Raw genomic sequence first — 25,374 nt, forward strand, 5'->3', positions numbered from 1 at the left:
GAAAATGGCTTTCAATTTGCAAAAACAGTGTTTATCATGCATGCCTTATGAAGTTTAAATGGCGCTACTGGTTTTGGGCTTTGCTGGGGAAAATTAGTTACTCATGTTACTTAAGTCGACAGAGTAAACCTCCGACAAGCTTATACAGTCTTTAACGGTGGCGGTTCTATCTGCATTATTCCTAGGGATAGAGTGTATAATAAATGACTGAGACAACCTCTCTGACACCACTCATTGAATTAAAATCTTTAAGTAAAGGTTTTGATGGCAAACAAATTATTTCTGAGCTTGACTTAACCATTCAGAACGGTGAGTTTTTGACCATTCTGGGGCCTTCTGGTTGCGGTAAAACGACGGTTTTACGTCTTATTGCTGGGCTGGAAGATGTCGATGATGGTCAAATTATTCTTGATGGTCAAGATATTACGGATATTCCAGCGGAAAACCGCTTTGTAAATACCGTATTCCAAAGCTACGCTTTATTTCCTCATATGACAGTCTTCGACAACGTGGCATTTGGCCTACGCATGCAAAAAACGCCTGCGGCTGAAATCCAAAAACGTGTCGATCAAGCCTTACGTATGGTGCAGCTAGAAGATTTTGCTGAGCGTAGACCCAACCAACTGTCTGGTGGTCAACAACAGCGTGTGGCGATAGCCCGTGCGGTAGTGAATCGCCCGAAAGTCCTATTACTGGATGAATCATTGTCTGCGCTTGATTACAAACTGCGCAAACAAATGCAAAATGAGCTAAAAGCGCTTCAACGAAAACTGGGGATCACGTTTATTTTTGTGACTCACGATCAAGAAGAAGCCTTAGCCATGTCTGATCGAATCATTGTGATGCGTGAAGGGAAAATTGAGCAAGACGGAACACCTCGTGAAATCTATGAGGAACCAAAAAACCTGTTTGTTGCTCAATTTATTGGTGAAATTAATATTTTTGATGCGAAAGTATTGTATCGCATTGATGATAAACGTATTCGTGCCAATGTTGAAGGCCACGAATGCGATATTTTTACCGAGCTCTCTGTCAAAGAAGGGCAGCACGTTAGTGTGTTATTACGTCCTGAAGACTTACGTGTTGAAGAGGTGAATGATGCAGATAACTATCCGGGGCTGATTGGCTACGTTCGTGAGCGTAACTATAAAGGCATGACGTTAGATTCAGTGGTTGAAATGGAAGATGGCAAAATTGTCATGGTAAGCGAATTCTTCAATGAAGATGACCCCGATGTCGACCACTCCCTTAACCAAAAAGTTGCTGTAACTTGGGTTGAAAGTTGGGAGGTAGTTCTGGATGATCATTCGTAAGCATAAAATTTTGCAGAACGTTATTATCACCGGGGTGGTCGCCTGGCTGCTGCTGTTCGTCTTTTTGCCTAATATTATGATTATTGGCACTAGCTTTTTGACGCGTAGCGACACCAACTTAGTTGACTTAGTTTTTACATGGGATAACTATATTCGCTTGTCTGACCCGATGTATGCAGAGGTCATGTTGCACTCGCTCAATATGGCGGTGATAGCAACCTTTTTTTGTTTAGTTATCGGCTATCCATTTGCCTTTATATTGGCAAGGTTACCGAAACGGATACAACCTTTGATGCTGTTTTTGTTAATTGTGCCATTTTGGACCAATTCATTGATTCGTATCTACGGGTTAAAAGTTTTTCTCAGTACCAAAGGGTACTTAAATGACTTTTTACTGTGGGTTGGTATTATCGATAAACCGTTGAAAATTATGTATACACCTGAGGCCGTAATATTAGGCCTTATCTATATATTGTTGCCGTTTATGGTGATGCCACTGTATTCAAGTATTGAAAAGTTGGATAAGTCATATATAGAAGCTGCAAAGGATCTCGGAGCGAATAAATTTCAACGGTTCGTGAAAATCATCATTCCTTTAACGATGCCAGGAATTATTGCAGGTTGCTTGCTGGTTTTATTACCTGCAATGGGGCTGTTCTATGTGGCGGATTTAATGGGTGGTGCGAAAAATCTACTGATTGGTAACGTGATTAAGAGCCAGTTCTTAAATATTCGAGATTGGCCATTCGGGGCAGCAACAAGCATTTTCCTCACGGCGATGATGGGATTATTGCTGTATGTGTATTACCGAGCAGCTAAGCTTCTGAATAAAAAGGCATATGAAGAATGATCGGACGTACTCTGCGTGGTGGCTTTATGGCCATCATCTACGCTTATCTTTATATTCCAATCATCATTTTGATTGTTAATTCTTTTAATGAATCGCGTTTTGGTATTCAGTGGCAAGGGTTTTCGACCAAATGGTATGAGCTACTAAGTAATAACGATAGCTTATTAGAAGCCGCAGGGCATTCATTAACCATGGCAGTTTTATCGGCGACCTTCGCAACAGCCATTGGTACACTAACGGCTGTCGCATTATTTCGTTATCGTTTTAGAGGGAAACCATTCGTCGGTGGTATGTTATTTGTGGTAATGATGTCCCCTGATATCGTTATGGCGATTTCATTATTGGTTCTATTTATGATCCTTGGGGTCTCGTTAGGTTTTTGGTCATTGCTTTTTTCCCATATTACATTCTGTTTACCCTTTGTGGTGGTGACGGTGTATGCAAGGTTAAAGGATTTTGATGTAAAAATGCTAGAAGCGGCACGTGACCTTGGTGCGGGTGAGTTTACTATTTTAAGAAAAATCATTTTGCCATTAGCGCTACCCGCGGTTGTGGCAGGATGGTTACTGAGCTTTACATTGTCGATGGACGATGTGGTGGTTTCGTCATTTGTCACGGGGCCAAGCTATGAAATTTTGCCACTGAAAATATATTCAATGGTAAAAGTTGGGGTTTCCCCAGAAGTAAATGCTTTGGCGACAGTGTTGTTGATTATGTCCTTGCTACTTGTTTGTTTAAGTCAATGGGTGATGCGGGATAAATACTCGAAAAAAGCGAGATCATAAACGATTGGTAGCGCTGGTTTTTCTATAACAGCGCCTTTTTGATGCCATGCGGCGAGAGGGTGGGCTTCATTTAGCCTATAAGATATATGCCCTAAATAACTCAAGTGGTTACTTGATGTATATAGGGATAAAAAACACTTTGTTGAGGGAAACTCAGTAATGAAAAAATGGTCCTACCTACTGGCAGCAGGGTTAATGGCTGCAAGTATTGGCACGGCAACTGCCGCTGACGATAACAAAGATGTACTGTATTTCTATAACTGGACAGAATATGTTCCCCCCGGTTTATTAGAGCAATTCACCAAAGAAACTGGCATCAAGGTGATTTACTCCACCTATGAATCAAACGAAAGTATGTATACCAAGTTAAAGACCTATAAAGAAGGGGCTTATGACTTGGTGGTACCTTCGACTTATTTTATTGCCAAAATGAGTAAAGAAGGGATGCTACAAAAAATTGATCAAAGCAAACTGACCAATTTTAAAAATCTTGATCCAAACTTAATTCATAAAGAATTCGACCCGAATAATGATTATTCTGTACCTTATATTTGGGGAGCTACAGGGATTGGTATTAACGGTGAAGCGGTTGACCCACAATCTGTCACCTCATGGGCGGATTTTTGGAAACCTGAATATAAAAATAGCTTGCTGATGATGGATGATGCACGGGAAGTTTTCCAAGTTGCGCTCACCAAGTTAGGTTATTCAGGTAATACCACTGACCCGAAACAAATTGAAGAGGCGTATAAAGAGCTACAAAAATTACGTCCAAATATTCTAGCCTTTAACTCTGACAACCCAGCGACGCCATTTATTGAAGGTGAAGTGGATGTCGGTATGTTATGGAATGGCTCTGCGTTCGTTGCACGGCAAGCAGGCTTACCAATTGAAGTGGTATGGCCAAAAGAAGGCGGAATTTTTTGGATGGATAGCTTAGCGATTCCGGCCAATGCAAAAAATGTGGAAGGGGCTCATAAGCTAATTAATTTCTTATTGCGTCCAGAAATTGCGGCTCAAGTGGCTGAATCTATTGGTTACCCAACACCAAATTTAGCCGCTAAAAAATTATTACCTGCTGAGATTGCCAATGACCCATCACTTTATCCAAGTGAAGAAGTTCTGCAAAAAGGCGAATGGCAAAGCGATGTGGGGAATACCAATATCCTGTATGAAGAGTATTTCCAAAAGCTCAAAGCAGGGCGTTAATTGCTGTTTTAGTAGTAAGCCAAATAGTGTTTGAAGATAAAACAAAGGCATCACAATCGTGATGCCTTGAGGTTGTTGACAAAGCGCGATAAAAGCGTGGTTTTTCCCGCTTTGTGTTATCAGCTGAAAATCAATAAATTGATTTTCCTAATTTATTTTCAAAACCTATTAGACTTACTGCCAAACATAATAGGTTTGGCAGCAGTCTGAAAGCATCACAATCGTGATGCTTTTTTAATGGCTAATGTTTGGCATTATGGCCAACAAATTTCACAAAGGTATCTACCCACGGTTGTAGGAAATCTTTACTTTTTGGTGAGATGTTACCTTGTTCATCGACCATACCGTCATACCATTTTAGGAAACACTCAGGCTGGTTCATGGTCGGCATATTTAAAAATGCCAGGCTGTTGCGTAAGTGCTGTTGGGCAATTGCTGTGCTGATATTACCAATAGAAACACCTAAAACGCCTGCTGGAATACCATCCCACGAGTTATCTCCCCATGGACGAGAACCTTGGTCTATTGCATTTTTCAATACGCCAGGCATTGAACGGTTATATTCAGGGGTGGCAAAAATAATGCCATCACAAGCTTTAATTTGAGATTTAAAATTGGCCACAACTGAGGGCACATTTTGGTCTGCATCTTGGTTGTAGAGAGGTAGTTCACCAATATTGATAAAGTTAAACGTGAAATTCGTGGGGAATAATTTAGTTATGGCTTTAGCGACAACTAAATTGTAAGAATCAGCACGTAAGCTACCAACAATAACGCCAATATTGTATTGATTTGACATGATAAAACCTCTTTCACGGATAGTTAATTAGGAATATTGCAAACCGATATTACTTCTTCAGAATTTTATTTCGTTGTTATCATTAAACATCATAATCTGAATGTGTGCAAAACTAAGTTAAATTAATTAAGTCAATGAGCATCAAAAAAATTGATATTTTAAAATTAACTATGGGGATACAACAGCTCATAATTCGATATTGTGAGTCCTCTTCCACTATTTAGATTTACCCATGAACAAATCAGGGTTACTTGATTTTAGTCAAAATGAAACATACCGACTGGTCGGTATCATTCATCGCATGAACAAATCCGCGCAGCATAGAAAAAAAGACCCAATCAAGCTTCAAGTGGAGCTACTGAAAGCTGCTCGTATTATTGCGGGTAGAGAAGGGATTTCTTCGTTATCTCTCAATGCAGTAGCAAGAGAAGCGGGTGTCAGTAAAGGTGGATTGATGCACCATTTTCCCTCGAAGCAAGAGCTTATTCATGCCCTTTTCCTTCAATTGCTGGAAATTATGGATGAGCGGATAAATATCATTATGGAGAATGACCAAAACACTTATGGCCGCTTTTCTCGTGCGTATTTGCATTACATCGGTGAGTTAAAAGAGTCAGATGAAAGTTTTCAACTTGCCTTACTGTCCTTAGCGATGCCAACTGAGCCTGTATTACGCCAGTGTTGGCGAGATTGGGTAGCCAACCATTTAGCGAAGGGCGATGAGTTTGATAACAGTTATTTAGGGGCGTTAGTACGTTATGCGGCTGATGGGTTATGGCTTTCGTCATTGACTGAGGGAGAAACATTATCACAGCAAGAACGTGATGCGATTGTTAGTCGGCTAACGGCAATATCATTTGAAAAAATTCCATAAGTAAAAACAGTACATAAGTAAAAATAGTAATAATAACGGTAGTGCAATTTTATTCATAAAATAAGCACATGAGGCGACAGTGAAATATAAAATCAATGCTTTCATTCTATATGATGCAGTTGATGGCACTTTATCTTTAAAAGAAGATGAGGTGGATACACAGCTGTCGATAACTGCCAATGCATTATTATTTTATTTTATTCAACACAAAGGCGTTGTTTCTCGAGATGAGGTATTAAAAGCGGTATGGGATGATAATGGATTAGTTTCATCGAACAGTAATTTAAACCAATACCTAAGTATATTAAGAAAAGCATTTCGCCCATATGGTATTGAAAATATTATTGTGACAGTTGCTCGTGGGCGATTAGAATTTAATTCCGATGTTTCCCTTGAATTAATTGATGATATTAAAATTCCTCAGACTGAATTAATAACTAGCTTAAGTGAAATAGAAGCAGCAGCGGTTGTTTTATCTCCAATTCCCAAACCCATTTCTGTCCCTAAAGATCCCCAAAGAATAGAATCAACATTGACGCCAGAAAAAAAAGAAATTTGTTGGTATCTCGCTAGTGGTGCTTTTTTATTGTGTTCTGTTTTACTCGCGACGATGGCTTATTTATCAAACCAACCGTCAGTGCCGATTAACATGACGGTACTTGAGCATACTAATTGTGATGTGTTATCGAATGAAAAAATGATCAATAACACCGTAGCACTAAACTATGTACAAAACTTTGATAAAGTAAGAGATAACTTAAATCTAGAATGTGTTGAGAAAGAACGATTTGTTTTTTTCTATGGCGATAAACTGCAAACAAATGGACTGGGGCGAGTGTTCCTAGCGCATTGCGCAGTCAATGAAGACAATCCCTTTAGCTATTGCGATAATTACTTTTACTATTCTTGGAAACCATCATGAAGATATCAGGAAAAGTATTATGCTTACTGAGCTTTTTACTATTTATTATTGTAGTGATTTACACTCAATCGGTTTTATTTTCAAATAAACAAGATGGTTTAATGGTGTGTTCCACGAAAGGCATCATGCGTTTTGAAAACATGAAAGATGAAAACGTTAATGGCAATATTCACTTCAATTTTGGCGCGAATGGAAAAGGATCAATTGTAGTAGAAGGTTATACCGACTCCAAAGCGGGATGGTTGTATTTACAACGCTATGTGAAATTTAACTATACGACAAAGCGCATTTCGCCTACTGAACGACACTATAATATTAGCCAATGGGAAGCGAGTGCTTCTTCTATTGATGAATCTCCCGATGTAATATTTGATTACTTTATGCGAGAAATGTCAGATAGCCATGACGGTTTGTTTCTTAATGCGCAAAAGCTCAATGACAAAGCCTTATTACTAAGCTCAATCAATTCCCCTCTTTATATTTGTACACTCAAGCCGGGCAGTAAGTTTGATTAATCGCAGGATGATTAAAAGGCGAGACCGAGGTATTTTATTGATCCCTTCCTGAGTTATCTAGGCTATTTACCTTCCTCCATGAACTTAAATTATTGTGACACGATACAGCTTTAGCCGCCTTGTATATTTGCACGATACATCAAATTGTACTACGACTGACGGCGCTAATTTAGTCTTGTCACCTAGATGTGTGTTACATTTTTTACCGTCATTAGCCCAACCGCATTTATGTGCTTTGTTCTGATATCCTGCAACAGAGAATCAACTATTCTATCAACAACGGCTTAGCAAAGCTTATAAGCAGGTGAGCCGCCCCACAGTTATTACTCTCTAAATTACCCCCACTTATCAGCTCGATAATATCTTGTTAACAATTCCATTGATTAACATCAATTCTGTTTTTTATCCATTTTCACTCTCCAGATAGATACGTGAATTTTTATTTTTTTTAGCATGGTTATATGAATCGACTACTAAATCACTCTAATTTTCAGAGTAAAAAACTAATTATAATGAATGCGTGGATTTATATTTTGTTTTTATTTTTCAGCTCTATAGTGAGTTTGAAGCCAAAGGCTGCGTTCAATAAATCACCGCGCAGACACCATTGGCGTAAATGATTACCCAGATTCTTCAAGGGACATGTACTCGGACACATCAACTTGAAGCATCAGCGGTAAAGAAAAACAAAGAAGGCTTTTCGGAGGAAACAACAATGGGTGATGCATTAGGTCTTATTGAAACTAAAGGTCTGGTGGCTTGTATTGAAGCGGCGGATGCCATGTGCAAAGCGGCGAATGTTGAGCTAATTGGCTATGAAAATGTCGGTTCAGGCCTCGTGACTGCGATGGTCAAAGGCGATGTGGGTGCAGTCAAAGCGGCTGTCGATTCAGGCGTTGAGTCAGCTCAACGTGTTGGCGAAGTCGTGACTTCACTGGTCATTGCGCGTCCACACAACGATATCAACAAAATCGTTATTAAACATAAGGCATAACTTTTTCCGGAGGAAAAAACATGGGTGACGCATTAGGTCTTATTGAAACTCAAGGGTTAGTGGCTTGTATTGAAGCTGCGGACTCGATGTGCAAAGCCGCAAACGTTGTGCTGATTGGTTATGAAAATGTTGGGTCAGGTTTAGTTACCGCCATGGTCAAGGGCGATGTGGGCGCAGTGAAAGCTGCCGTAGATTCAGGTGTTGAATCTGCCTCTCGCGTTGGCACCGTCGTGACATCTTTGGTTATCGCACGCCCTCATAACGATATCCAAAAAATCGTCTCCCAGTATAAAGTCACGGAATAAAACAGGAAATTACTTATGAAAGAAGCACTTGGTCTAATTGAAACCAAAGGTTTAGTGGCGTGTATTGAAGCTGCTGATGCCATGTGTAAAGCCGCGAATGTTGAGCTAATTGGTTATGAAAATGTGGGTTCAGGGCTAGTAACAGCAATGGTTAAAGGTGATGTCGGTGCCGTTAACGCTGCTGTTGAGTCTGGTGTTGAGGCGGCAAAACGTATCGGAACTGTGGTGACTTCACGTGTTATTGCAAGACCACACAATGATATTGGCAAAATTGCACAGCAACACAAAGCCTAAGTTGTTGGCTGATTAGTAAATAAAACCACAAGTTAATGAGTTAATTTTTGACTCCGATACGGGGGAAGACATGGTTGCATTAGATAAAGATCTGCAATCCAGACAACTGGCAAGAGAGCTAGTTAGAAACGCGAAACAAGCGCAGAAAGAGTTTGCGACATTTTCGCAGGAAAAAATCGATAATATTGTTAAGCACATCGCGATTGAGTCCGCACTTCATGCAGAAGAGCTGGCAAAAATGGCCAATGAAGAAACAGGGTTCGGTAAGTGGCAAGATAAAGTCCTGAAGAACACTTTTGCTTCAATGCGTGTTTATGAACACATTAAAGATCTCAAAACCGTTGGCATCATTAATGATGACAAAATCAACAAAGTTATGGATGTGGGTGTCCCTCTTGGTGTGATCACGGCGTTAGTACCTTCTACTAACCCAACATCTACCATCATCTACAAAACGTTGATTGCCTTGAAGGCAGGTAATGCCATTGTCTTTTCCCCTCACCCAAATGCGAAAGCCTGTAGTTTTCGTACATTAGAAATTGTCAAAAAAGCCGCATTAGAAGCAGGGGCACCAGCGGGTATTGTGGATGGCGTCACGATGTTGACTCTTGAAGCAACGAAAGAACTGATGCACAGCAAAGACGTTTCTTTAATTTTGGCAACGGGAGGTGAAGGCATGGTACGCGCAGCTTACGCATCCGGTACACCAACCATTAGTGGCGGTCCAGGTAATGGCCCTGCATTTATTGAACGTAGCGCCAATATCAAACAAGCGGTGAGTGACATCATCACCAGTAAAACTTTTGATAACGGTGTCATTTGCGCTTCAGAACAATCCATCATTGTAGAACGTTGCATTTACAACGAAGTTCATCGTGAACTGCTCGCTCAAGGCGCTTACTTCATGAATGAAGACGAAGCGAAACGCATGGCATCCATGCTGCTAAGAGCGAATGGCACTATCAACCCAGAAGTGGTGGGTAAAGATGCCATCACATTAAGCCAGCGTGCAGGTTTCACTGTTCCAGCTAATACGCGTGTGTTGATTGCTCTGCAAGACACGGTATCACCGAAAAACCCATACTCCCGGGAAAAATTATGCCCAATTTTAGGGATGTATATCGAGGAAGACTGGCAGTCAGCTTGTCACCGTGTAGTTGACTTACTGACCAATGAAGGTCTCGGCCATACTTTGGTTATTCACACACAAAACGAAGATGTTATTCGTCAATTTTCTCTGGAAAAACCCGTTAATCGCATTTTGATTAATACACCGGCTGCATTGGGTGGGATCGGCGCAACGACCAATATCACGCCAGCGTTAACACTGGGTTGTGGCGCAGTAGGTGGTGGCTCTAGCTCCGATAACGTCGGCCCGATGAACTTGCTGAACATCCGTAAAGTCGGTTATGGCGTACGTTCCATTGATGATTTAAGACAGCCCGCCCAGTCTTGTACTTCTACCCAGCCAGCGGTATCAGCAGCTGGCAATCAACCGCAAGTCAGCATTTTTGATGATAACCGCTTCCGTAACCCTGTTGCAGCGACAACGTCAGCGGTGACTGCTAACCCAACAGGCGACGACCGATTTGGCAGTACGGCAACGACGGCTGCGATTGCTGAGGCAGTGGTTTCTCAAGGTGATATTACTGAAGAAAATGTTGAGCAAATCATCAAGGCCGTTCTCGGGCGCCTAAATAAGTAACTTATTGGAATAAGGCGGTATAAACCATGATCCTCGCAAAGGTAGTTGGACATGTTGTTGCAACGCAGAAATGCCAAGAACTTAGCGGCAGTAACTTATTGATGGTAACCAAGCTAGGGGATGACCTTGAACCGTTGAAAAACAAAACGTATGTGGCAGTCGACAGTGTTGGCGCAGGTATTAACGACATTGTTTTAGCTGAAGCTTACTTCGCTTTGAATAAAGACAATTACAAAGCCATGTCAGTGGTTGCCATTGTTGAGAAGGTTTATACCAAGGAGTAAAAACAGCATGAACCAGTTTTTGATTAAACCTAAAGTTCAATTCGGTGCGAATGCATTGGACTTTATCTCACACATGAGTGCTCACCATGCCTTTATCGTCACTGACAAAGCGATGGTGAAGTTTGGCTTAGCCGATGAAGTCACTCGCAGGTTAACCCAAAGTGGCATCACATTTTCAATTTACGATGATGTTAAGCCAGATCCTGATATTTCAGCCATTGTTAACGGTATGAAAATCATGGATATGCAATATCCAGATGTGGTGATTGCACTCGGTGGTGGGTCGGTTATTGATGCTGCGAAAGCTGTTATTTACTCCCTCTGGCACACAAAAAAAGACGTCAGCCGCGTTAAACCACAGTTTATTGCCATCCCAACTACCAGTGGGACGGGCTCAGAAGTGACGTCGTTTTCAGTGATCAAATCCCAGTCTGAAAAACTGGTTTTGGTTGATGAGTTCATGCTGCCAGATGTGGCTATCTTAGACCCTGCACTGGTGAAGTCAGTACCCGCTTCTATTACGGCAGACACAGGTATGGACGTGCTATGCCACGCGCTAGAAGCCTATGTTTCTCGCACTGCATCTGACTTTTCTGATGCCTTAGCTGAAAAAGCGGTGCAATTAGTGTTCGGCCATTTAATTAACTGCTATCGCGATGGTAGCAACTTAGTGGCTCGCGAAAAAATGCATAACGCGTCATGTATTGCGGGAATGGCTTTTACCAATGCCTCATTGGGAATAACGCATAGCTTAGCCCATGCATTAGGCGGCGTATTCCATATTCCTCATGGCCGTGCCAATGCGTTGTTGATGGCGCAAGTCGTGGCTTTCAATGCGGATTTAGAAGGGCGATGCGATAACGAAGCTGCAAAACGTTATGCCCATCTCGCAAAAAATTTAAGTTTACCTGCCTCAACAATACGTGAAGGTGTTGAAAGCCTAATTGTGGCAATCAACGTATTGAAAGATGAAATGAATATGCCAAAAGGCATTCAAGCAACCGGCACTAATGAATTCGATTTTAACGCCCGTTTAGGGGAAATGGTTGGGCAAGCACTGCGCGATAGTTGCACTCCGACCAATCCACGGGATGTGAGCAAGGTGCAACTGGAAGTGCTGTATAGACAGTCTTTTTAACAGTTAACGCTTTTATGTGATGAACAACAAACTAGAAAGAACATCAGGATAGGCTAACATGAATAAATATGCTTTGACCCCACGCGTAAAAATGCTGGCTGAACGCTTAAGTGCCCGCAACAGCTCAATTATTACTGAACGTGCCAATATTTTAGAAGCGCTTGGCAACCAACTGTCTGGCGCACCGCAGGCGATTAAACCTGCCCAACGTTTTTATGAATTTATCCGTCATTTTCCGGCATTTATTGCTCAAGATGAGCTGATTATTGGTAGCCAATCATCGACCCCTCGCGGAGCGATTTTTCATACTGAAAATGAAATCAATAGCCACAGTATTTATACCTTTTTAGCTGGCGATAGCACCATCGATGCGCCAGATTACTTAGCGGTATTAAACATCGGCTTTTTAGCTATCAAAGCACAGTTAGAGAACAAAGTTAGAAACATTGGTAGTGCGGTCAGTCGCAATAGTATTGATGAGGCAAATAACTGCCGTTCGGCAATTTACGCATGTGATGCGGCCATTCATTTTGCACAAGCTTTAGCTTCTAAAGCAGAGAGCATGGCAGCGGCAGAATCTAATCAATACCGTCGTGCAGAATTACAAGAAAATGCAGCGATTTTACGCAATGTACCGGCAAAACCGGCGCAAACTTTTAAAGAAGCGTGCCAAGCTTTCTACTTACTTCAATTAATCCTGCATTTAGAAAATGGTAGCTATGCCGTTAACCCAATGGGATTCGATAAAGCGGTCTATCCATTCTACCAACGTGATATTGAACAAGGCCGTTTGACCCAAGCACAAGCTTATGAAATTGTAGAAAGCTTATGGTTGAAACTGGCTGAACTCTCTGAAGTTCGCTCAACCAAGCAAGTTGATGGCTACCCAATGTTTGATGCATTGAAAGACGGCATTTATCTGAATGACCCACGCGTATGCCTTAACGAATTATCAGCCATGATGTTATCCGCACATGAAAACATCAGCGCTATCAATAATGGATTGAAAGTCCGTTTATATTGTGGAAAAAATAGCGTTCAGCCGCAATATGCAGCACCAAATGCCAGCTATGTTGCGCCGGCAGCTCAAGCTGAAACTGAATTCAAAGTCATGGAAGGTTTAACACCTCGCTTACAGCGCTTGCGTAATCGTTACTTAGAAGCACGCCCAAGCGTGTCTATCTACCGCGCACTCGCTTTTACTGAAGTTGTCAAAAATAACCCAGGTTTACCGCCAATTTTATTGCGTGCGAAAGCATTCCGCCGTGCTTGTGAAACTGCACCAATCTTAATTCAACCCGAAGAGCTGATTGTGGGGCATCCATGTGGTAAAGCCCGCGCAGGTGCATTCTCACCGGATATCGCATGGCGCTGGGTAGTTGAAGAACTCGATACAATGAGCACACGTCCACAAGATCCGTTTGTTATCTCTGAAGAAGATAAAAAAGTGATCCGCGAGGAAATCGCTCCATTCTGGGAAGGCCGTTCACTGGATGAAATTTGTGAAGCTCAATACCGTGAAGCGGGAGTCTGGGAATTCAGTGGTGAAACTTTCGTCAGTGACTTGTCTTATCACCAAATCAATGGCGGTGGGGATACTTGCCCCGGTTATGACGTGTTGTTATTCACCAAAGGAATGAATGGCATCAAAGCAGATGCTCAGGCGAAACTGGCTGAATTAAGCATGGAAAACCCTGATGATATTGATCGCATTTATTTCTATAAAGCGTCAATTGAAACCTGTGAAGGGGTGATTGCGTATTCACACCGCATTGCTGCCCATGCTCGCGAATTAGCTGTGCTGGAGTCAGACCAAAAACGCCGTGAAGAATTGCTGACTATCGCACAAGTCAACGAAAACGTGCCAGCGAATCCGCCGGTGACGTTACAAGAAGCATTACAAAGCATTTGGACAGTTGAGTCACTGTTTGAAATCGAAGAAAACCAAACTGGCCTTTCTTTGGGACGTCTTGACCAATATTGCTTACCAATGTACGAAAATGACATTAAAACAGGCCGCTTAACCCAAGACCAAGCATTAGAAATGATGCAGGCATTTATTATCAAATGTGCGGAATTAATGTGGATGTCGAGTGAATTAGGCGCGAAATATTTCGCAGGTTATCAGCCATTTATCAACTTAACAGTGGGTGGACAAAAACGTTCAGGTGGCGATGCATGTAACGACTTAACCTACTTAATTATGGATGCGGTTCGCTTTGTTAAAGTGTATCAGCCATCTCTGGCTTGCCGTATTCATAACCAATCACCACAGAAATACATGGAAAAAATCGTTGATGTGGTGAAAGCCGGTATGGGCTTCCCTGCCTGTCACTTCGATGATTCCCACATCAAAATGATGCTGCGTAAAGGTTTTGACTTTGAAGATGCGCGTGATTACTGCTTGATGGGCTGTGTAGAGCCACAGAAATCTGGCCGTATTTATCAATGGACTTCAACGGGTTACACCCAATGGCCAATTGCGATTGAATTCGTATTAAACCGTGGCCGCATGGTGTTATTCGATAGCTATCAAGGTTTAGATACCGGTGACTTACGTGAGCTAAAAACATTCGAAGACTTTGATAATGCTGTGAAAGCGCAGATAGCTCATATTGTTCGCTTATCCGCTATCGGTACCGTCATCAGCCAACGTGTTCACCGTGATGTGGCACCAAAACCATTAATGTCCTTGCTAGTGGAAGGCTGTATGGAAAAAGGCAAGGACGTTGCGGCAGGTGGGGCGATGATCAACCACGGCCCAGGGCTGATTTTCTCTGGTCTGGCGACCTATGTTGACTCGATTGTCGCTATTCGCAAATTGGTTTACGAAGATGGCCGCTACACACTTGAGCAAATTCGTGATGGCTTATTAGCAAACTTTGAAGGCTACGACGAACTACGCCGTGACTGCTTAAATGCACCTAAATTTGGTAACGATGATGACTACGTTGACCAATATGCGCTGGATATTACGGAGTGGACAGAGCGTGAGTGCCGTAAGTACGACATGCTGTATTCAACACTGAGCCACGGAACCTTATCCATCTCTAACAACACGCCGATTGGTGAGTTAACCGCCGCGAGTGCCAACGGTCGCTTGGCTTGGATGCCGTTATCAGATGGTATCAGCCCGACACAAGGTGCAGATAAACAAGGCCCAACCGCCATCATTAAATCAATCAGTAAAATGAATGTTGAAACGATGAACATTGGCATGGTGCATAACTTTAAGTTCTTAAAAGGTTTATTGGACACCCCAGAAGGCCGTCATGGCTTAATTACCTTGCTGAGAACCGCGTCTATCTTAGGCAATGGCCAAATGCAGTTCAGCTATGTCGATAACGAAATGCTGAAAAAAGCCCAGCAAGAGCCTGAAAAATATCGTGATTTAATCGTTCGTGTTGCAGGTTACAGTGCCTACTTCGTCGAACTTTGTAAAGAGGTTCAAGATGAAATTATTAGCCGTACTGTGATTGAGAAGTTCTAAATCAACGCTGGCAGGTATGGCTTCATACCTGCCATGTCTTACCGGCTAATTAATAACAACAATAATAAATTTTGAACTGATTTTAGAGGTGCAATGATGAGCGCGGCAGAAATTAAAGGTCGGATATTTAATATCCAAAAATACTCGATTTATGATGGCGACGGTATTCGGACGCTGATTTTCTTAAAAGGGTGCAATATTCGTTGCCCGTGGTGTGCTAACCCTGAAGGGTTAAGCAGCCAGTTCCAAGTGATGTTTTCCCACGATAAATGCGTCAATTGTGGGAAATGTGTTGATGTCTGCCCTACAGGGATCCACTACAAAACCATTAATGACCAAGGTGAACAAATTCACCGTGTGAATCGCAGCATTGACTGTATTGGCTGTCGTAAATGCGAAGAGGTGTGTATTGGTGGCGCGTTAGACATCATGGGGAAAGATGTCACGGTAGCTGAAATGATGGACATCATTATGCAAGATTATGATTTTTATATTTCTTCTGGTGGTGGCGTAACAATCGGTGGTGGCGAAATGAGCCTACAAACCGATTTTGCCGTCGCGCTGCTGCGTGAGTGTAAAAAAATGATGATCAATACGGCGATAGAAACCCAAGGGACGACATCATTAGAAAATTATGAAAAGTTATCTGAAGTTGTCGACCTGTTCCTCTATGACATTAAGCACATTGATACTGTTCAGCATAAAAACCTATTCGGCATTGGTAATGAAAATGTTCGCCGCAACCTCGAAAGACTGGTTGATCTCGGCGCGAACGTCGTCGTCAGAATGCCACTCGTTCGTGGTTATAACGACTCCTTTGATGCCATCACGGGGGCGATTCACTATGCGATGGAATTGTCCAAACGCGGCAATGTAAAACGCATCGATATTCTGCCTTATCACCAGTTGGGGCGTGGTAAATACGACAAGCTGGATATGATTTATCCCGTTAAGCAAGACCCAACCTATAGTGCAGAAGAATTAGACCAACTTGAAGCATTCTTCAAACAATTTGATTTCGATATTCGACTGGTTCGTCACTAAGTAGGAGAGACAGATGAAAAGTTTAGGCGTAATTGAAACTCGGGGACTGACATCCGCTATACAGGCTGCAGATGCGGCATGCAAAGCAGCCAGCGTAGAAATTGTAGGTTATCGAAAAATAGGTTCTGGACTGGTATCCGTTTGTTTTCAAGGGGAAATCAGTGCGGTTCGTACTGCGGTTGACCACGGCATTGAGGTCATCGCGAATAGCCAACTATTAGTCGGCTCATTAGTCATTGCTCGCCCAGAAGAAAGTGTTATCAGCAAACTGCTTACCGTGAAAAGCAAAAAAGGCGAATTAGAGAAAAGTATTCAGCCGGAAGTGAAAGCCGAAAAACTAGTGGAAAAAGTGGTCGTTGAAACTAAAACGGAAGCACCAGTGGCTGAAGTCAAAACCGACATCAATGCGAAAGACGTCAAAAATGACCCGCGTAAAGGGAAAAAATCATGATGAATGAGCAATTGATGGGGAAAATACTGGCTCGACTTTCAGCATACACGCCTGCACAAGGTGGTGTTTCCAATATTGCTATCCCTGTCGGAATATCTAACCGCCATGTTCATCTTTCACAGCAGGACGTTGAAGCGTTGTTTGGCCAAGGCTATCAGCTAACGCCATTCAAAGATTTAAAACAGCCGGGGCAATTTGCTGCGAAAGAATGCGTCATGGTGGTGGGTCCAAAAGGGTCGATTAGCAAAGTCAGAGTATTGGGACCCGTTCGCCCAAAAACGCAGCTCGAAGTGTCTAAGGCCGACTGCTTTGCCCTTGGTATAAAAGCGCCGGTAAGAGAGTCTGGTGACATGGCAGGTTCAGGCAATGCTTTACTGATTGGCCCCGCAGGGCATGTCAATCTTGAATCACAAGTCATTTGTGCTCAGCGCCATATTCATATGAGTGTGATGGATGCGAGAGCCTTAAATGTGGTGAATGGGCAAAAAGTGAATATCCGTACAGAAGGTGAGCGTCGCTTGGTGTTCGATGAGGTTGTCGTGAGGGTTGATGAGCGATTTTCCCTTGAGTTTCATATCGATACTGATGAGGCGAATGCTGCGGGATTACGTAATAACGATAGCGTATTCATCGCGGGTTAAGGGATGGTGGCAAAATGAACGAAAAACTGATTGAACAAATTGTGCAGCAAGTTTTACGTCAGTTAAAGCGACAAGTTTTGGTTGTGCTATCGCCAGTTGAGGGGTACCAGCAAGCCATTTACCAAAGGCTGGCACAGCTAGAGTCTGTGGCTTTTTCCTTTTATGCCACCGCATCCATGCTTCAGTCTTCCCAAGTTGAAAAATGGGCTGAACTGGGAAGTGTTATAAATAAAAACACCTTATCAATAAATGGGTTAAGTCATTATGACAGCCTGTTTTTACCTTTTATTGATGCAAAAGTAGTTGGTGAGATAGCCAATGGTTTGTTTGCCAGTGAAGAAAGTGAATTAGTCTTGTGTGCCTTATCACAAAACATGCCTATATTGGCATTGAAATACCATTGCTGCCCTGAAAGTGAATTAAGTCAGGTTTTAGGTTTAAATAAAAATGAAAATTATAATCGTCTGATTAAAGAAAATATTAGTAAGGCTATCAAGTTAGGTATTCATTTCGATTCATTAAATGAAATAGAAAAGAAAATATCAACGAATGAACTTTCTGAATGTTTAAAACCTGAAATAAATAATGAACACCCAAGTCGCTATATTACTTTAAAAGAAGTAATGAATAACCCTAGGGGGTACTGTGCGAATGAAAATAAATTAACGGATTCAGCAATCGATTATTTAAAGTCTCTTAAAAAATAAAGCTATTTAATCAAATTAAAAATTAATTTTAATCTTTCTATTTATCGTAGGAGTATTATCTATGTCCCCTAAAGCAAAGTCATGGCTTTGGATGCTGGCGGTTATTATTTCTGAAACCTCAGCCACATCGACCTTAAAAATGTTTGATAACAGTGAAGGTATGACCAAATCATTATTATTAGCATTAATCGTTGTACTGTATGTTATTTGTTATTACTCACTCTCTCGCGCAGTAAAATATATCCCTGTTGGTTTAGCTTATGCTACATGGTCAGGTACAGGAATTTTAATGGTTTCTACGCTGGGCATGTTGTTTTATGGTCAACATCCAGATACTGCGGCCATAATTGGAATGGCGGTGATTGCAAGTGGTATTGTGATCATGAATCTATTCTCCAAGATGGGCTCAGATGACCCGGAAGAAACAGAATTATCGAAAGATGAAACTGAGTCTTCATTAATATCTGCAAAAAATAACACTGCTCATTAATTCAACGCTAAGGGGAATATTATGTTTACTGGATTTTTATGGTTAGCGCTTTCTATTGGCTCTGAAATAACGGGCACCTCAATGATTAAAAAGACTAATAGCTTTAGCAAATTAGGTCCATCGGTATTAGTTATTATTGCTTATTGTTTATGCTATTTTGCCTTAACTCGTGCAATGGGTTATATCCCAGTCGGTGTTGCGTATTCACTGTGGTGTGGGTTTGGTATTGTCGGTGTAACTTTAGTTTCTATGATTTTATATAAACAAAAACCGGATTTTCCAGCGGTATTTGCGATGGGATTAATTATCTCTGGTGGGATCATTATGAATACATTTTCAACAATGTAATTAACAAGAAATTTTTATTTCAACCTATTTCCTGTCTTGTATCTTTTGCCCTCAATTTCTAATGAGGGCTATTTTTTGCTTATCTTCTTAACTCATGGTGGTCTGGCTACATAAAATGACGTTCTGGCGATAAAACGCAAAATCTGTTGTATGTTAACTTATGACACATAAGCAATTTAATTCAGGAATAAATTTATGCAAATTATTGAATGGGATGATTTTACTCGTGTTGAAATGCGTGTGGGTACGATTGTTAGTGCACAAATTAACAGTAAAGCCAAAAAGCCTGCTTATGTGATGGAAGTCGACCTAGGTGAATTGGGTATCAAGTGCTCAAGCGCACAGATCACCGTCAATTATACGCCAGAAGATTTGATTGGTAAGCGAGTGCTATGTGTATGCAACTTCGAGGTTAAGCGAATCGCGGGGATCAAGTCTGAAGTATTAATTACCGGGGCTCCCGATGAAACAGGGGCAATTGTCCTTGCAGAGTTTAACTTACCTTTGCCGAATGGTGCGCTTCTAGCCTAATGACTACATGGATTGATTTTATAGCGATAACCCACTAAAATATTTGTGTTAATAATTAACACAAAGGTGATCCTATGGCTCGTACCACAAGTGTGACAATCGGAGCGCAATTAGATGAATTTGTAAATCAACTGATTTCGTCTGGAAGGTATGGCTCTACAAGTGAAGTCGTTCGCTCCGCACTGCGTTTACTTGAAGCTCAAGAAAAACAAACGGCAGCATTAAAGATGCTAATTGATGCCGGTGAAAAAAGCGGTGAATCATCATTAACACTCCACGATATCGCCAAGAAAGTGAAGAATGCACATAATGTATAAACTTTCTAACTTAGCCGCTAAAGATTTTGAAGGAATATTTGAATATACTTTAATCAATTTTGGTGTCAGGAAAGCGGATGAGTATACAAAAAGTTTACATTGCGTATTAGAAATGCTTAGCTCCAATCCTTTGATAGGACTGGAGTGTGCGGAAATTTCAGTGGGAATTAGACGTTATAATCATTCTAAGCATGTCATTTTTTATCGACATAGAACCAACGATATTTTTGTTATACGTGTTCTTCACCAGCAAATGGAACCGCTGAAACACTTCTATTTTGATGAATTTACTAAATAGGCTGGTCACTTCTTCTATAGCTATATTGCTGCCAATAGCCCTATACTCTTACTATTCATTGACTGTGGGAGTATAACCCTTTGCGATTGCCTGAGCTTCATTTTCGCCAATATTCGGACGAAGTCATTTCTCATCAACATGATGGGCAGTGGCAAGTTGTTCTGTCGTTATCTGGGCAAATGGAAATCAATATGTATCGCCAGCATTTTTTACTCAATGCAGGCAAGGGGATGGTGATCCCGCCAAGTGTTAATCACGCTTTTAGTGGACAGGTCGGCAATCAAAATTATGTATTAGAAATGCCAGCCACAGCACAATGGGCATTAAGTGAAAAAATGACGGAATTTACTCTGACACCTGCAGCAGTCGGTCTTTTGAATTGGCTGCAAAGTTTTCCACAAGCTCCCGAACATAATTTTACTGTTGCCCGTTTGTTATTGGCCCAGTTAAAACCTGAAAAAAAATGGATTGATGAAGTTTCTCAATGGGTGGAGCTGCGTTTACATCATCCTATTAGTTGTGAAGATATGGCGACCGCTTTTTGTATGTCAGTGAGTACGCTTCAACGAAAAATAAAGGCAGAAGCACAATTAACAGCGATGCAATTTTTATTACAAAAACGTATGGAAGCGGCAGGGAGCTTGTTATTAACCAACACATCAATAGAACAAATTGCATTAGCAGTGGGTTATGACTCACATTCCTCATTTAGTCACGCATTTCGCCAATTTTATGGCAAAACGCCGAATGAATATCGTTTGCAGGGAAGCCATTTACGGTAGGTTATTCAGGGGGACGTTTGCTATCAGATAAAAATTAGCCGCCTTGCCAACAGCCAATTTTTATCATCTTACTACTTAGAGTTAGAGCATGCGGATCCCTTCAAATGGGTTCCAATTATCCAATCCTTTGGTTTCTTTAATATAATAAGCATAGTTAGCAATCATTGCCCACATTGCTGACATACCGACAGATACCCCTGTATAAACTGCATTTGGGATAGTTCCACCAATCATAAAATCAATAATATTCAAAACCAGACCAACTCCAATAGTGATACCAAGCATCACTAACCCTTTCTTCCAAAGCCCTAAAATTAGGAAGTAAATAATACCGAAGAAGAAAGCAAAAATGTTCATATTAATGAGAATACGCTCACCGAAAGAGGCGGCTTTTAACGCAGCTTTGAATTCAGGTGTATTAGGTGCACCATACTTATCAAAGAAATCAAAACGTTTTTGCCATTTACTAGAATATTGTTTCTGTTCCATCTTTATCCCTTGTCTATTAATAATAAAGTCGAGGTTGATAATACTGAGATGTTCACATAAATATAGGGGGAAATAGTCTTAATATGATTATTGCGGAGCTTTCTTAAAAAAGTGTTAAGAAACTATAGAAAATGGCAAATTACTCGTATATTTACTCGGTTACTATTTGATATAAGTTTATTTGCTATTTGGTTTATTATTTATTTGCTCAGAAATTGAATCTGCATAATTACCATGTAAAAAATCGGTATTGACATTGGCTTGCTTGAGCTTTAATTCAAGCAAAGCCAGCTGCTTATTCATTGATGTATAATTGGGGTCATCCACTGATAGGCTTTGTAACATGTGGCTAAGTGTCAGTGCATCTTTTCTTTGCTGTAATTCTGCGGGTAAATAACCTGAATTTTTCAATATCCGATACCCAGCCCTGAGTTCAGGCGGAACCAGGCTATCATCTTCAAGCTGCAAAGCTTTACCTTCCCCTGCTAAATTTGTAAGTTCTCCTCTGCTTAGTGCTTCTTGTATGTGGCGTTCAGCCCAAAGGTCGATAACTGACATTATAGAGGCTCCATGAGTTAATTTTCTGACATTATAACCTTCCATGACAGTGTAAATAAAGTTGGCATATTATGCTTTATTAGGCTTATTATTCCGAGTTATAAGTAAGGTTTTATCGAGCATTGATAAATAAGGGTTTTCCGATTTATATAAAATAAAACTGCTAAAAAATGATATTTAATTAGTGATAAATGACGAAAAAAAGCCATAGATAATATGAAAATTGTTATGTTGACCACACTTATCGAAATTAATTTACTAAAACTATTTTGGTTGTAATTATCTTCTTTAGCTAAATTAATAATATTAATAGCTGATAAAAATGAGTTAGTCCTAATTATGTTGAATTTTATGTCTGATTTGTGTCGATTTTGTTGATTTGGAATTATCTATTTGTAAATAGCTAAAAGCAAAAACATTGTGTAATGTCCGTTTTTCTTGTTTATAAGGAGAAAATATGGAACAAAAAAAGCAAGAGGGAAGCCGTTTTTTAAGAACGGTTGAGTGGCTAGGCAATGCTCTACCACATCCTGTTATTTTATTTATTATTTTAATTGCGATTTTATTAGTTTCCTCAGCAATTGGTCAGTACTTCGGTGTAAGTGTGCCAGACCCTCGTCCAGAAGGTGCAAAAGGGCGCGCAGAAGATGGTATTATTCATATTGTGAGTTTATTGGATGCCGAAGGGATCCGAAAAATTATTGCGAATGTCGTCACCAATTTTACAGGCTTTGCACCGTTAGGAACGGTACTCGTCGCATTATTAGGGGTGGGGATTGCTGAACGAGCAGGTTTACTTTCCGCTGCCATGCGTTTGGTTGTCACCAAAGCCCCTCGAAAATTAACCACAATGGCGATCGTGTTTGCTGGGATCATGTCAAATACCGCGGCAGAGTTAGGTTATGTGGTACTTATTCCGCTCGCAGCTATCATTTTTCATTCATTAGGTCGTCATCCTTTAGCAGGCCTCGCGGCCGCATTTGCTGGGGTTTCCGGTGGTTATTCAGCAAACTTATTATTAGGTACGGTTGACCCATTATTGTCGGGTATCACTCAACAAGCCGCACAAATTATTGACCCAACTTATATCGTGGGCGCAGAAGCAAACTGGTACTTTATGTTTGCCAGTACGTTTTTAATCACTATTTTAGGTTATTTGATCACTGAAAAAATTGTTGAGCCACAGCTTGGCCCATACACAGGCGGTGCAGTAGATGATGATGAAAATAGCCTCTATGCCTCGGCAAATGTCACTCCGTTAGAGAAAAAAGCCTTATTTTGGGCATCTGTGACTTTTTGGGGATTGGCAGCACTTTTGGCGTTAATGGTAGTACCAGAAAATGGAATATTACGTAACCAAGACACTGGGTTAGTGAGTAACTCACCGTTCTTAAAAGGGATCGTGGTCTTTATTTTTGTCTTCTTTGCTGTCCCCGGTATTGTGTATGGCTATATTGCTAAAACCATGCGCTCTGATAAGGATATCGTGGATGCAATGGCTGGCGCAATGAGCACGCTTGGCTTATATTTGGTTATTATTTTCTTTGCAGCGCAATTTGTTGCTTTCTTTGGTTGGACAAACATCGGGCAAGTTATTGCGGTTAAAGGTGCCAACTTCTTAAATAGTATTGACCTTCATGGTGGTGTACTGTTTATTGGCTTTATTCTTATCTGTGCATTTATTAATTTAATGATCGGCTCTGCATCCGCACAATGGGCGGTAACAGCACCTATTTTTGTTCCTATGCTAATGTTAGCGGGTTATGCACCGGAAACTATTCAAGCTGCATATCGTATAGGCGATTCGGTCACGAATATTATCACGCCGATGATGAGTTATTTTGGCTTAATTATGGCGATTGTTGTGAAATATAAGAAGGATGCAGGAATAGGAACATTAGTTTCAATGATGTTGCCATATTCAATCATTTTCCTGATCGGCTGGTCATTGTTCTTTATTGTCTGGGTATTTGTGTTGGGTATCCCTGTCGGCCCAGGCTCCCCGATTTACTTCACGCCGGGAAGTTAAGTACAGTTTATTTTCTTTATATAAAACTAAAAAAGCTGCTTATTAAGGCAGCTTTTTTTTATGATTAAGATAAAATGTCAGTATCTCATTCTATTAATTGATTTTTTACTTTTATTTTCACATAAAAAAGAGGATGAACGAGTTTTTTTTGCGAAAATAGCTTAAAGTAAATTATAAAAGAGGGTGTATTGAAATATTTAATAATAATTTAGCTTATTGTTATATAAATGATTTATTTATATGTGGATGGATTGATACTTTATTTTTTATTGAATTGGTAACAGAACCTTGAATGGATGTAAATAAATGTCTCTATAAGTGCATTTTAAGAGTATTTATGATGTTTTAGTTTGTGTTTTTTCTTTTTTTATTTAAATTCTTTTGTTTTTATTTATGTCGACATTTAATTCCTTTTATTTTTAGTTTCTCAGATTTTAATTCTGTGTTGTTAGTGTTTTTTTATGTGATCATCAGGATTTTAACTTTAAATTGGAAGGGGGTAAATTCATTATTTATTAAATTTCAATTAGTTATAGTGGTTATGTTTGGTTACACTCTACAAGTTAAATACACATTTCAGTTGTATTGTTTAACTCGAATGATGAGTATTATTCATCTCGTTCAGAAATTAAATAAATCCCTAGAAATTAATTATTAACTAATAAGGTATGCAAGATGAATAAAACATTAATCGCAGTTTTCTTGGCACTAACAACAACTTCTATTTCTGCAATGGCTGCGGATGCTGGTTCAGGTAAAATTACATTTAAAGGTACAGTTAATAGTGGTGCATGTACTATCGCACCTTCAGATATAAATAAAGAAGTTCAATTAGGTAGTATTTCAGCTGCAAACTTAGGAGCTGCAGGTAAAACAGGTCCACTAAATGCTTTTGAATTAAAATTACAAGATTGCCAGTTAGATTCAGGTACACCAGGAACGCCTTATTCTAAAGTTAAAATTGCATTTAATGGACAACCAGATGCAACTAAATCAACTTTATGGGCAAATACAGGTAGTGCAGATAATATTGCCGTAGCATTCTTTAATAATGATGGAAAAGCAATCAAGCCTGGTGATGTTTTAGAGCAAAAATTAAAAGAAGCAGAAACAACAATTATTTTATCTGCCCAAGTAGAATCAACAGGTGCAGCGACAGCCGGTAGTATTAATTCTGTTGCGAACTATGTATTAAGCTACGAGTAATATCAT

At 40.5% G+C, this 25,374-nt stretch carries 29 protein-coding genes; 26 read left to right on the plus strand and 3 right to left on the minus strand.

The features are described 5' to 3' along the window. Positions 1 to 203 precede the first annotated feature (203 nt). The 4 genes from potA to potD all read left to right on the plus strand — a co-directional run bounded on the left by potA (position 204) and on the right by potD (position 4,157). On the plus strand, positions 204 to 1,313 hold the full coding sequence (gene potA, locus PSE72_RS12975) for a spermidine/putrescine ABC transporter ATP-binding protein PotA (RefSeq protein ID WP_004907942.1): 1,110 nt from the start codon (positions 204 to 206) through the stop codon (positions 1,311 to 1,313). Next, a complete protein-coding gene (gene potB, locus PSE72_RS12980) occupies positions 1,300 to 2,163 on the plus strand; it encodes a spermidine/putrescine ABC transporter permease PotB (protein ID WP_115167999.1) in 864 nt (287 codons plus the stop codon). The genes potA and potB overlap by 14 nt, the downstream gene beginning before the upstream one ends. After that, positions 2,160 to 2,948, plus strand: coding sequence for a spermidine/putrescine ABC transporter permease PotC (potC, locus tag PSE72_RS12985; protein ID WP_004907946.1), 789 nt, complete (start codon positions 2,160 to 2,162; stop codon positions 2,946 to 2,948). Before potB ends, potC begins: the two co-directional genes overlap by 4 nt. Positions 2,949 to 3,107: 159 nt before the next feature. Next, positions 3,108 to 4,157 (plus strand): spermidine/putrescine ABC transporter substrate-binding protein PotD, encoded by a 1,050-nt coding sequence (gene potD, locus PSE72_RS12990; RefSeq protein WP_109912650.1) that lies wholly within the window; start codon positions 3,108 to 3,110, stop codon positions 4,155 to 4,157. Positions 4,158 to 4,398: 241 nt separating this feature from the next. On the opposite strand, the gene PSE72_RS12995 is transcribed toward potD, so the two are convergent. Beyond that, a complete protein-coding gene (locus PSE72_RS12995; protein ID WP_115167997.1) occupies positions 4,399 to 4,956 on the minus strand; it encodes an NADPH-dependent FMN reductase in 558 nt (185 codons plus the stop codon). 301 nt (positions 4,957 to 5,257) lie between these two features. Between PSE72_RS12995 and PSE72_RS13000 the strand changes: the two genes are divergently transcribed. The 20 genes from PSE72_RS13000 to PSE72_RS13095 all read left to right on the plus strand — a co-directional run bounded on the left by PSE72_RS13000 (position 5,258) and on the right by PSE72_RS13095 (position 21,086). Continuing rightward, complete coding sequence (locus tag PSE72_RS13000; protein ID WP_115168321.1) at positions 5,258 to 5,830, plus strand: TetR/AcrR family transcriptional regulator; 573 nt, start codon at positions 5,258 to 5,260, stop codon at positions 5,828 to 5,830. A gap of 79 nt (positions 5,831 to 5,909) precedes the next feature. Next, positions 5,910 to 6,752, plus strand: coding sequence for a transcriptional regulator (locus tag PSE72_RS13005; RefSeq protein WP_115167996.1), 843 nt, complete (start codon positions 5,910 to 5,912; stop codon positions 6,750 to 6,752). After that, entirely contained in the window at positions 6,749 to 7,267 is a 519-nt protein-coding gene (locus PSE72_RS13010; RefSeq protein WP_004907954.1) for a FidL-like protein, read from the plus strand. The genes PSE72_RS13005 and PSE72_RS13010 overlap by 4 nt, the downstream gene beginning before the upstream one ends. Positions 7,268 to 7,982: 715 nt before the next feature. Next, complete coding sequence (locus tag PSE72_RS13015) at positions 7,983 to 8,261, plus strand: BMC domain-containing protein (RefSeq protein WP_004249182.1); 279 nt, start codon at positions 7,983 to 7,985, stop codon at positions 8,259 to 8,261. A gap of 20 nt (positions 8,262 to 8,281) precedes the next feature. Next, a complete protein-coding gene (locus PSE72_RS13020; RefSeq protein ID WP_004907958.1) occupies positions 8,282 to 8,566 on the plus strand; it encodes a BMC domain-containing protein in 285 nt (94 codons plus the stop codon). 15 nt (positions 8,567 to 8,581) lie between these two features. Further along, positions 8,582 to 8,860 carry a BMC domain-containing protein gene (locus tag PSE72_RS13025; RefSeq protein ID WP_004259063.1) on the plus strand — a complete coding sequence of 93 codons (279 nt, stop codon included), beginning with the start codon at positions 8,582 to 8,584 and terminating at the stop codon, positions 8,858 to 8,860. A 70-nt stretch (positions 8,861 to 8,930) separates the two neighbouring features. Beyond that, the gene (locus tag PSE72_RS13030; RefSeq protein ID WP_115167995.1) at positions 8,931 to 10,565 is read left to right on the plus strand and encodes an acetaldehyde dehydrogenase (acetylating); all 1,635 of its coding nucleotides are present in this window, start codon (positions 8,931 to 8,933) and stop codon (positions 10,563 to 10,565) included. Positions 10,566 to 10,591: 26 nt separating this feature from the next. Beyond that, positions 10,592 to 10,849, plus strand: a complete 258-nt coding sequence (locus PSE72_RS13035; RefSeq protein ID WP_004259057.1) for a EutN/CcmL family microcompartment protein — start codon at positions 10,592 to 10,594, stop codon at positions 10,847 to 10,849. Positions 10,850 to 10,856: 7 nt separating this feature from the next. Continuing rightward, a complete protein-coding gene (locus tag PSE72_RS13040) occupies positions 10,857 to 11,987 on the plus strand; it encodes a 1-propanol dehydrogenase PduQ (protein ID WP_115167994.1) in 1,131 nt (376 codons plus the stop codon). A gap of 58 nt (positions 11,988 to 12,045) precedes the next feature. Beyond that, positions 12,046 to 15,477: a choline trimethylamine-lyase gene (cutC, locus tag PSE72_RS13045; protein ID WP_115167993.1), complete on the plus strand. Its 3,432-nt coding sequence runs from the start codon at positions 12,046 to 12,048 to the stop codon at positions 15,475 to 15,477. A gap of 93 nt (positions 15,478 to 15,570) precedes the next feature. Next, positions 15,571 to 16,521 carry a choline TMA-lyase-activating enzyme gene (gene cutD, locus PSE72_RS13050; RefSeq protein ID WP_042851506.1) on the plus strand — a complete coding sequence of 317 codons (951 nt, stop codon included), beginning with the start codon at positions 15,571 to 15,573 and terminating at the stop codon, positions 16,519 to 16,521. Between the two features lie 13 nt (positions 16,522 to 16,534). Continuing rightward, complete coding sequence (locus PSE72_RS13055) at positions 16,535 to 16,972, plus strand: BMC domain-containing protein (protein WP_004907968.1); 438 nt, start codon at positions 16,535 to 16,537, stop codon at positions 16,970 to 16,972. Continuing rightward, entirely contained in the window at positions 16,969 to 17,613 is a 645-nt protein-coding gene (locus PSE72_RS13060) for a phosphate propanoyltransferase (RefSeq protein WP_115167992.1), read from the plus strand. The genes PSE72_RS13055 and PSE72_RS13060 overlap by 4 nt, the downstream gene beginning before the upstream one ends. Positions 17,614 to 17,627: 14 nt before the next feature. Beyond that, a complete protein-coding gene (locus tag PSE72_RS13065) occupies positions 17,628 to 18,320 on the plus strand; it encodes a hypothetical protein (protein ID WP_109912643.1) in 693 nt (230 codons plus the stop codon). Between the two features lie 61 nt (positions 18,321 to 18,381). After that, positions 18,382 to 18,810 (plus strand): DMT family transporter, encoded by a 429-nt coding sequence (locus tag PSE72_RS13070; protein WP_115167991.1) that lies wholly within the window; start codon positions 18,382 to 18,384, stop codon positions 18,808 to 18,810. Positions 18,811 to 18,831: 21 nt separating this feature from the next. Continuing rightward, on the plus strand, positions 18,832 to 19,158 hold the full coding sequence (locus tag PSE72_RS13075) for a DMT family transporter (protein WP_004907976.1): 327 nt from the start codon (positions 18,832 to 18,834) through the stop codon (positions 19,156 to 19,158). 195 nt (positions 19,159 to 19,353) lie between these two features. Continuing rightward, a complete protein-coding gene (locus PSE72_RS13080) occupies positions 19,354 to 19,689 on the plus strand; it encodes a tRNA-binding protein (RefSeq protein WP_115167990.1) in 336 nt (111 codons plus the stop codon). A gap of 74 nt (positions 19,690 to 19,763) precedes the next feature. Then, positions 19,764 to 20,006, plus strand: coding sequence for a type II toxin-antitoxin system ParD family antitoxin (locus PSE72_RS13085; protein ID WP_004907981.1), 243 nt, complete (start codon positions 19,764 to 19,766; stop codon positions 20,004 to 20,006). Further along, positions 19,999 to 20,304, plus strand: coding sequence for a type II toxin-antitoxin system RelE/ParE family toxin (locus tag PSE72_RS13090; RefSeq protein WP_115167989.1), 306 nt, complete (start codon positions 19,999 to 20,001; stop codon positions 20,302 to 20,304). The genes PSE72_RS13085 and PSE72_RS13090 overlap by 8 nt, the downstream gene beginning before the upstream one ends. Positions 20,305 to 20,384: 80 nt before the next feature. Then, positions 20,385 to 21,086, plus strand: a complete 702-nt coding sequence (locus PSE72_RS13095; protein WP_115167988.1) for a helix-turn-helix domain-containing protein — start codon at positions 20,385 to 20,387, stop codon at positions 21,084 to 21,086. Positions 21,087 to 21,167: 81 nt separating this feature from the next. On the opposite strand, the gene PSE72_RS13100 is transcribed toward PSE72_RS13095, so the two are convergent. Beyond that, entirely contained in the window at positions 21,168 to 21,575 is a 408-nt protein-coding gene (locus tag PSE72_RS13100) for a DUF2628 domain-containing protein (RefSeq protein WP_115167987.1), read from the minus strand. A gap of 177 nt (positions 21,576 to 21,752) precedes the next feature. Continuing rightward, the gene (locus PSE72_RS13105) at positions 21,753 to 22,133 is read right to left on the minus strand and encodes a DUF1992 domain-containing protein (RefSeq protein WP_115167986.1); all 381 of its coding nucleotides are present in this window, start codon (positions 22,131 to 22,133) and stop codon (positions 21,753 to 21,755) included. A 457-nt stretch (positions 22,134 to 22,590) separates the two neighbouring features. Here PSE72_RS13105 and PSE72_RS13110 point away from each other — a divergent pair, with 457 nt between their 5' ends. Further along, positions 22,591 to 24,162 (plus strand): AbgT family transporter, encoded by a 1,572-nt coding sequence (locus PSE72_RS13110; RefSeq protein WP_004907990.1) that lies wholly within the window; start codon positions 22,591 to 22,593, stop codon positions 24,160 to 24,162. Positions 24,163 to 24,837: 675 nt separating this feature from the next. Further along, positions 24,838 to 25,368, plus strand: a complete 531-nt coding sequence (locus PSE72_RS13115; RefSeq protein ID WP_115167985.1) for a fimbrial protein — start codon at positions 24,838 to 24,840, stop codon at positions 25,366 to 25,368. Positions 25,369 to 25,374 lie beyond the last annotated feature (6 nt).

The organism is Providencia sp. PROV116 (assembly GCF_028482485.1).
GTDB lineage: Bacteria > Pseudomonadota > Gammaproteobacteria > Enterobacterales > Enterobacteriaceae > Providencia > Providencia rettgeri.

What these genes read in the sequence shown, in the direction of transcription:
- potA (WP_004907942.1), top strand. Translation starts at nt 204, where the DNA reads ATGACTGAGACAACCTCTCTGACACCACTCATTGAATTAAAATCTTTA.
- potB (WP_115167999.1), top strand. Translation starts at nt 1,300, where the DNA reads ATGATCATTCGTAAGCATAAAATTTTGCAGAACGTTATTATCACCGGG.
- potC (WP_004907946.1), top strand. Translation starts at nt 2,160, where the DNA reads ATGATCGGACGTACTCTGCGTGGTGGCTTTATGGCCATCATCTACGCT.
- potD (WP_109912650.1), top strand. Translation starts at nt 3,108, where the DNA reads ATGAAAAAATGGTCCTACCTACTGGCAGCAGGGTTAATGGCTGCAAGT.
- PSE72_RS12995 (WP_115167997.1), bottom strand. Translation starts at nt 4,956, where the DNA reads ATGTCAAATCAATACAATATTGGCGTTATTGTTGGTAGCTTACGTGCT.
- PSE72_RS13000 (WP_115168321.1), top strand. Translation starts at nt 5,258, where the DNA reads ATGAACAAATCCGCGCAGCATAGAAAAAAAGACCCAATCAAGCTTCAA.
- PSE72_RS13010 (WP_004907954.1), top strand. Translation starts at nt 6,749, where the DNA reads ATGAAGATATCAGGAAAAGTATTATGCTTACTGAGCTTTTTACTATTT.
- PSE72_RS13015 (WP_004249182.1), top strand. Translation starts at nt 7,983, where the DNA reads ATGGGTGATGCATTAGGTCTTATTGAAACTAAAGGTCTGGTGGCTTGT.
- PSE72_RS13020 (WP_004907958.1), top strand. Translation starts at nt 8,282, where the DNA reads ATGGGTGACGCATTAGGTCTTATTGAAACTCAAGGGTTAGTGGCTTGT.
- PSE72_RS13025 (WP_004259063.1), top strand. Translation starts at nt 8,582, where the DNA reads ATGAAAGAAGCACTTGGTCTAATTGAAACCAAAGGTTTAGTGGCGTGT.
- PSE72_RS13030 (WP_115167995.1), top strand. Translation starts at nt 8,931, where the DNA reads ATGGTTGCATTAGATAAAGATCTGCAATCCAGACAACTGGCAAGAGAG.
- PSE72_RS13035 (WP_004259057.1), top strand. Translation starts at nt 10,592, where the DNA reads ATGATCCTCGCAAAGGTAGTTGGACATGTTGTTGCAACGCAGAAATGC.
- PSE72_RS13040 (WP_115167994.1), top strand. Translation starts at nt 10,857, where the DNA reads ATGAACCAGTTTTTGATTAAACCTAAAGTTCAATTCGGTGCGAATGCA.
- cutC (WP_115167993.1), top strand. Translation starts at nt 12,046, where the DNA reads ATGAATAAATATGCTTTGACCCCACGCGTAAAAATGCTGGCTGAACGC.
- cutD (WP_042851506.1), top strand. Translation starts at nt 15,571, where the DNA reads ATGATGAGCGCGGCAGAAATTAAAGGTCGGATATTTAATATCCAAAAA.
- PSE72_RS13055 (WP_004907968.1), top strand. Translation starts at nt 16,535, where the DNA reads ATGAAAAGTTTAGGCGTAATTGAAACTCGGGGACTGACATCCGCTATA.
- PSE72_RS13060 (WP_115167992.1), top strand. Translation starts at nt 16,969, where the DNA reads ATGATGAATGAGCAATTGATGGGGAAAATACTGGCTCGACTTTCAGCA.
- PSE72_RS13065 (WP_109912643.1), top strand. Translation starts at nt 17,628, where the DNA reads ATGAACGAAAAACTGATTGAACAAATTGTGCAGCAAGTTTTACGTCAG.
- PSE72_RS13070 (WP_115167991.1), top strand. Translation starts at nt 18,382, where the DNA reads ATGTCCCCTAAAGCAAAGTCATGGCTTTGGATGCTGGCGGTTATTATT.
- PSE72_RS13075 (WP_004907976.1), top strand. Translation starts at nt 18,832, where the DNA reads ATGTTTACTGGATTTTTATGGTTAGCGCTTTCTATTGGCTCTGAAATA.
- PSE72_RS13080 (WP_115167990.1), top strand. Translation starts at nt 19,354, where the DNA reads ATGCAAATTATTGAATGGGATGATTTTACTCGTGTTGAAATGCGTGTG.
- PSE72_RS13085 (WP_004907981.1), top strand. Translation starts at nt 19,764, where the DNA reads ATGGCTCGTACCACAAGTGTGACAATCGGAGCGCAATTAGATGAATTT.
- PSE72_RS13090 (WP_115167989.1), top strand. Translation starts at nt 19,999, where the DNA reads ATGTATAAACTTTCTAACTTAGCCGCTAAAGATTTTGAAGGAATATTT.
- PSE72_RS13100 (WP_115167987.1), bottom strand. Translation starts at nt 21,575, where the DNA reads ATGGAACAGAAACAATATTCTAGTAAATGGCAAAAACGTTTTGATTTC.
- PSE72_RS13105 (WP_115167986.1), bottom strand. Translation starts at nt 22,133, where the DNA reads ATGTCAGTTATCGACCTTTGGGCTGAACGCCACATACAAGAAGCACTA.
- PSE72_RS13110 (WP_004907990.1), top strand. Translation starts at nt 22,591, where the DNA reads ATGGAACAAAAAAAGCAAGAGGGAAGCCGTTTTTTAAGAACGGTTGAG.
- PSE72_RS13115 (WP_115167985.1), top strand. Translation starts at nt 24,838, where the DNA reads ATGAATAAAACATTAATCGCAGTTTTCTTGGCACTAACAACAACTTCT.